The sequence below is a fragment of the uncultured Bifidobacterium sp. genome, from assembly GCF_945269915.1.
In the GTDB taxonomy this organism is placed as follows: domain Bacteria; phylum Actinomycetota; class Actinomycetes; order Actinomycetales; family Bifidobacteriaceae; genus Bombiscardovia; species Bombiscardovia indica.
In genome coordinates this window covers 1-6,239 of sequence record NZ_CALYOY010000053.1, presented here as the reverse complement: position 1 = coordinate 6,239, position 6,239 = coordinate 1, and the positions used below count along the sequence as shown (strand labels likewise).

The following is a 6,239-nucleotide window of genomic DNA, read 5'->3' as shown; positions in this document are numbered from 1 at the left end:
CTGGATTATGATCTCCGCCGCTTCCTCACTGCCGAAGATACCGAAGGCGAGAACTTTTCCTATGCAACCATAGAACAGTGGGATGCAAAAACAGGAAATCGTCGTGTCCTGCCCCTCGTCGACGAGGAGGCCAGACCGGTGCAGTTCCATGAAAGCCAGATAGGATACTCATATTATGATTCCCACTCACTGCACGGCGACCAATTCTACTGGTGGTATGGGGACGGCGGCCTTTTGAGGACTGACGTCAACTCAGGAAAGACCGTCAGACTGAACAGAACCCATTGCCAAAAGGACAATTGGTCCAGATCATGTTTCTGGGCCTCTTTCTCCGACAAAACCGTGGACGTCTGGTATCACCACATCAATGAACCCGACCGGGTGACGATCACCCGCCAGGATCTTGACACCGGCAAGACCATCAACACCATCGAGGTCAAGGGTCTGGAGAAAATCATCCACGGGGCCGGAGATTCCAACACCATCGACAGGAGCTTCGCCGTCAACCCCCGTGCAGAAAAGCTCATTTCAGGCCAGAAGGTGTGATATGGCCTCCGGCCTGTACTAGACAGGGGCAAAGCGAAGAAGCGGCAGGGGCGCACAACTGCAAGAGCATGGCGCACGATGAAGAGCAAGACGAGGACAGACGAAGAAGGCCATCCCGCGAATGGGCGGACACGATGGCCACCGACGCAGGTGACTGGATGGCCAGGACCATCACACAGGATCAGAAGCTGAACGATCTGAACTCTATTAACAGCCTGACAACTTTCAACGAACGGTTATGCTTCCACTTGGTGGATGTCCCCCGACAAGTCGGGGGACAAGGCCGATGCTGGCCACATCGAACAGGCGAAAATCAACCTGTTCAATGGCCGGAAGAACCTTCCTGGTCCGGTGGGATCAGGGATCCTGGCCCTGAAGACGGGTGCGCTGGGACTGGCCGCCGGTTTCCGCAAGGAACGACAAGGCTCCACACCACAGCCCGCTCCTCCCCGTCCCCCGCTTCTCCACCTCCGCCGTATAGACTGGCAACGGTGGCCTGGCCCGAAGTTGCGACCGGCCCTATAGATAGGAACCAACGAGGTTAGGAAAAGACAGATGAGCGATAACAAGGTAGCTGTCGTCACCGGTTCGGCCAGGGGAATCGGGAGGGGCATAGCCCTCCAGCTGGCCCAGGACGGCTTCGACATCGTCGTGGCCGATCTTGAGGGCCAGAGGGAATCGGCCGAACAGACCGTGGCCGAAGTGGAGAAGATCGGCCGTCGGTCCTTCTTCCACCCTACCGATGTGTCAGACAGGGACCAGGTGTTCGACCTGGTCGATGAGGCCGCATCCAGGTTGGGTTCCTTCGATGTGATTGTCAACAACGCGGGCATCTGCCAGATAGTCCCCTTCACCGACATCACCCCCGACCAGCTGGAGCAGATTTCGAAGGTCAACATCTTCAGCGTGGTCTACGGCATCCAGGCCGCCGCGGCCAAGTTCCAGGAGCTGGGCAAGGAGCACGGCCACATTATCTCCGCATCGTCAATCGCAGGTTTCGAAGGCTTCCCGATCCTGGCCGCCTACTCGGCTACGAAGTTCGCCATCAGGGGCCTCACCCAGACGGCAGCCCAGGAGCTCTCGCCCAGGGGAATCACCGTGAACGCCTACGCCCCCGGCGTGGTGGACACCCCCATGTGGGGCTACATCGATGAGGAGATGGGCAAGCTCAACGGCAAACCCAAGGGACAGAACCTTCAGGACATGAAGGACAGCATCGACCTAGGCCGTTTGGAGACCCCTGCGGATGTGGCCGGCGCCGTCTCGTTCCTGGCCAGCGACAAGGCCAACTACGTGACCGGGCAGACCCTGATCGTCGATGGCGGCATGCAGTACCGCTGACCCATCAGTCACCGGCCCGCCCCCTTTGCTCCCTTCTCGATGAAGCAGAGCACCGGGGGCGGTGCTTTACCCCCTATTCATGCGGAAGGGAATCTCAACCGCCCTGCCTGCCGGTTTCCTTGCCGGCCGCCACGATCACAAAACCGAATAAATACAGGCCGATGAACCCCTCCTAGCATCCGGGGCAACCTGACGACTCAGACATAAGAACATGTGGGTCGGCGGTCCCATGCTTCCAATACGGCTTCTTATGAGCAGCTTCATAGAGGCATATATCAGCATCTATTCATGCGGTATCTTGCCATATCGGGTACATGCAAGCAAGACGAAAATAGGGATTTTCCAGGTAACCTGCGACGGCATCGAAGAGCATCAGAAGTTTGAAAAGGTGCATACAGGCAGTGGTGCTGAGGAGGCAACGTGGATCCAAGCAGCATCTGATGAAACAGTCGTGAAAGAGGGCGGCAGACAATATCCCCAACATAACTGCTGAAACATGGCATAGTGCCGGAGGACCCCAAGCAGCCGTCTCAATGCTTGTTCCTGGTCTCAATTACAGACGCTTTCCAGATCATACGGAATCCCGCCTTGCCATGCTTGGACACATGGCGGGGTATTCGCTGCCGGTCCTCTCAAATCGGTCTTTCAGAGAGCAAACCACTCTTATTGAGACCCAAACGTGCAGAACGGCATGCCAATCCTGAAACCTGACTTCAGGCAAGGCAACGGGGTCCCCATCTCTGGTTCCTCAGCACCATGACGTGCCTCCTGCCACTTTCATAAACCTCAACCCGTCGCTTCCGCATTCGTCCCGCTACCGTCAACAGCACAGCCGGGCGATACCTGATCGCCTGCTGAAGCTTCACTATCATTCCGCTAGCGCATGCACGATATCCAGGACATCCCCGGCCCTTGTCCAAAGGAGCGAGCCACCCTCGCCGGGGAAAAGTCTGCGCGTGGCGGTCTCGATTCTGCTCTGCAGCACCAAGCCATGGTCGGGCGAGTGCACCTTGTCGTCTTCACCGAACAGGATGCTCACAGGGCATCGCACCTGGGTCATATCGATGTTCCAAGGCCTCATGGCCAGCATGGTGTCCTGCACATAGCCGACACCCTCGTGTGCAAACCCTTCGGATAGTGCCCGACGGTACCGGGTCAGGAATGGTTCGCTGGTGTACAATTCGGCATCCTTCGCCGTGGAACCGCCGATTACCATATCCTCCATGGACTTCGCGGAGAAATCCTGAAGTATCTTTCGTGCGGAGTCGGGAGATGATACGGCCAGGTCGGAAAGCTGCGTGGCCTGCGGAGACAGCTTGTCATGAACGGCCGGGTATTGCACTTCATCAGCGGGAGAGACCAGCACCAATGCTGCGGCGAAACCTAGTGCCGCCAGCGCGAGACCGAACATACCGCCCTGTGAATTCGCCACCACCGGGACGGATGCGGCCCCCGTGCCGAGCAAGGCTTGGGTGAATATTCGGTAATCCTCGGCAGTTCCTGTCATCGTGCGGTTCGGTTCCGGGTCCGAAGCGCCCATGCCGGGTCTGTCCATCGTCAAGACGCGGATGCCATGCTGCGGAAGTACCTCCTCACCGAAGAGCATGGACTTGCCCATGCCGGCCCCGGCTATGAAAAGTACCGGGTCGCCGTCACGGGGGCCATAGGCTCTGCCGGAAAGCCGACGTCCCTCTTGGGTTTTCACCGTCACATTGTTGCCTTCGTCCATGTCAACCACTCTACGACAACCAGTCAAGGAAAGGGACACGCTGATGCCGCATCCGAACCTGCCTGAACAGACAGTTCCCGCTCGCATCCAGGGTCCGATACCCCCCACCGATTCAGGATGCAGGCGGAGTGAATTCGCGCCTGCGCCGCAGCCATGCACAGGTCAAGGCGACGAGCAGAACAAGGGAGAACACCAGAAGCAGCGTCATATGTTTTGGAGCACCCGCGAGAGGGAGGCCATCCAATGGAGGCGCAACATCCAGGTACTGTTTATACGGTTCAGATTGATTGCCATTCGAATCCACAACCGTTACGCTCACCTCCCCAGGCTCGATCCCACTGGGGAGCAGTACCGCCCAGGCACCGTCCGCTCCTGACATGACGGTATCGCTGGTCCTGCCGGCCGGGTTGGACGGCCAGGTCACGGTCACCTTGGCATTCGCGTCGACTGTTTCGGTTCCCTTCATCACCGCCCTGCCACTGACCGTTTGCCAGTCGGCGCCGATGATCCCCGGATCGGTCGGGGTCATATCCACCATCTGATCCTTGCGGGCATCGTCCGAAGGCTTTCCTGCGGGATTGACCAAACGGGCACCGAATGTATACTGCTCGCTGCCAGGGCTGCCGTCAAAGGCATTTAGGAACACCAATGGATTGATGTCGATTTTCCAGTGCCACACATGTCCTTCCGTGACGGGCTCAATGACGATGTGACCTACCGGGGATGAACCCCCTGAAGGGGTGCTCGTGCTGAAATCATGTTCGCCTGAGGTTCCTAGGGAGGTCTCGGCACCGGATGAGGATTGGACCATGAAGACTTCCAGCCTCGAATCCGACAGGTTCGTGTCGTTCCCCGCAAGATAGGTCGGCCTGGCTGTGCCCTCGACCCTCACCGCCGATCCCGCTGGCAGAACGCCCTTGCGGGTATGGGGTACCGTTATGGCCTGCACCACCGGAGCCGCCTCGTTCTGAGCGGCGAATCGTGCTGTTGCCAGGTTGGAAAAGCCGGAGGTGAGGTTGTAGCCGGTCGAGTGCTCGGTTATCCAGGCATGATACCGCCGACGGCCCATGTTGGTGTTGACGCCCTTGCTTGGATAGGCCGTATTGTCATCGCGGATACTCCAGGTGCCGCCCTTGTCTGGATTCCTGGCGTCGTTGGGAACGCAAGCGACGGTGCCTATGGCGAACCCGCGATTGTCCGATTCGTCTGGATTGTTCGCGCTGATGGGTTTCGCTGGATTCTCGCCGAACAGGGTCACCCTGTTCGGCGTTTGGGGGTCGACGGCCGGCTGACAGGTGCCGGATATGGTCGGAGTGAGACTATCGGCCCAGACGGCTCCTCCGGACCCCAGACCGGTTCCATCGATGGAATTGATGGTAGGCGCCTGTGGGGGGTTGACACTGTACCGGTAGAAGGCAGTATCGATGGTCCAGGCCGTCTGCATCCGGTGCTCAACTTCCTTGGCATCCAGGTTCTCGATGCCGGCCTCGGGATTGTAGGTGTCCTTCTCCACCTGTGTGGTGGTCTTGCAGATCTGGCCGTTCGCATCCTTGGTTATGGGCCAAGTGAGTAACTTGAAGTATCCATCCAACCCCTGCATGGACTTGGCGAGTTTGAAGTCGATGGACCCGTCCGGGCGCTGCGCCGGCATGGGCTCACCGGCATCATTGACGGCGAACAGGTTGTTGGTCTTGGCCCGCGACGAACCGGCTGCCCTGGGTTTGTCATTATATGCGGCCCCTTGCTCGGAGCCGGAGGCGGACCCGGGTGAGCTGTAGCCCGCCGGCTGCCCTTGGACTTCCACCGCTTTGGGCGTGAGCGCCTTGACCGGCACCCATGTGTTGTTCTTCAACCCCACCCATTGATACTTAAAGGAGGTGTTCTCCGTGCACCCAGGGTTCTTGGAGGACCCTGGTCCTCCCACGTTATACCAATACACGAAGAACGATTTGGCCGGTGCCACCCCTTCCGGCACGGCCGGATTGTTATTGCCCGCGGGGAACCCGAAATCGGTCACCAACCCCCAGTTCGCCTGACGCCCGCTCCACAGGAGCGGGTGCCCATCCCAGCCGACGAAAGAAGCCGGACCACTGCAGTATTTGGCCCCTCCGGACGTTCTGCAATTCTGCATATAGAGTCTGGTACCGCGCTCCCCAATGGCATCCATGATATTGACCGATCGTGCGCTGTTCAAGGAATCCGGATTGAAGGTGCCGCACATATCATCTCCATAATTCCATACAGCGTCGCCGCATAGGATGTTCCTCCCCTGACGGTCATGGTCGATGACGGCGTACACGGCGAGTTCCTGCTTCGAACCACCCGTCTTGTAGGCGTCGATCGAGGATTTGGTATCCGTGTAGTCAAGGTCGCCTTCAATGGAGATGGCCAAGTAGTCATAAACACCTGAATTGATTATTTCGTGAACGGTAAAGGCCTCATCCTGGTTCCTCGCCCATGCGAGGGCTCCATCGTAGCTGTTTGCGCCTTTCCGCCCCATGGTATTGATGTATCGGGAACGTCTGAACCTCCTTGGTTGGTCCGATCCGGAGTATTGGTACAGGAAGGACAGGGAACAACCCCTGGATGCGGCCGGCGTCGTCTGGCCTAGTGCCACGCAGTT

General features: G+C 58.5%; 5 protein-coding genes. 3 read left to right on the top strand and 2 right to left on the bottom strand.

Features of this window, described 5'->3' with window-relative positions:
- The 3 genes from Q0K62_RS07685 to Q0K62_RS07675 form a co-directional block, all read left to right on the top strand.
- On the top strand, positions 1-546 hold a 546-nt coding region (locus Q0K62_RS07685; protein ID WP_297317390.1), incomplete at its 5' end, for a hypothetical protein.
- 555 nt (positions 547-1,101) lie between these two features.
- Positions 1,102-1,887 (top strand): acetoin reductase, encoded by a 786-nt coding sequence (locus tag Q0K62_RS07680; RefSeq protein ID WP_267400783.1) that lies wholly within the window; start codon positions 1,102-1,104, stop codon positions 1,885-1,887.
- Between the two features lie 250 nt (positions 1,888-2,137).
- Positions 2,138-2,380, top strand: a complete 243-nt coding sequence (locus Q0K62_RS07675) for a hypothetical protein (protein ID WP_297317389.1) — start codon at positions 2,138-2,140, stop codon at positions 2,378-2,380.
- A gap of 375 nt (positions 2,381-2,755) precedes the next feature.
- On the opposite strand, the gene Q0K62_RS07670 is transcribed toward Q0K62_RS07675, so the two are convergent.
- Complete coding sequence (locus Q0K62_RS07670; protein ID WP_297317388.1) at positions 2,756-3,616, bottom strand: alpha/beta hydrolase; 861 nt, start codon at positions 3,614-3,616, stop codon at positions 2,756-2,758.
- Between the two features lie 112 nt (positions 3,617-3,728).
- The gene (locus Q0K62_RS07665; protein WP_297317387.1) at positions 3,729-6,008 is read right to left on the bottom strand and encodes a hypothetical protein; all 2,280 of its coding nucleotides are present in this window, start codon (positions 6,006-6,008) and stop codon (positions 3,729-3,731) included.
- Positions 6,009-6,239 lie beyond the last annotated feature (231 nt).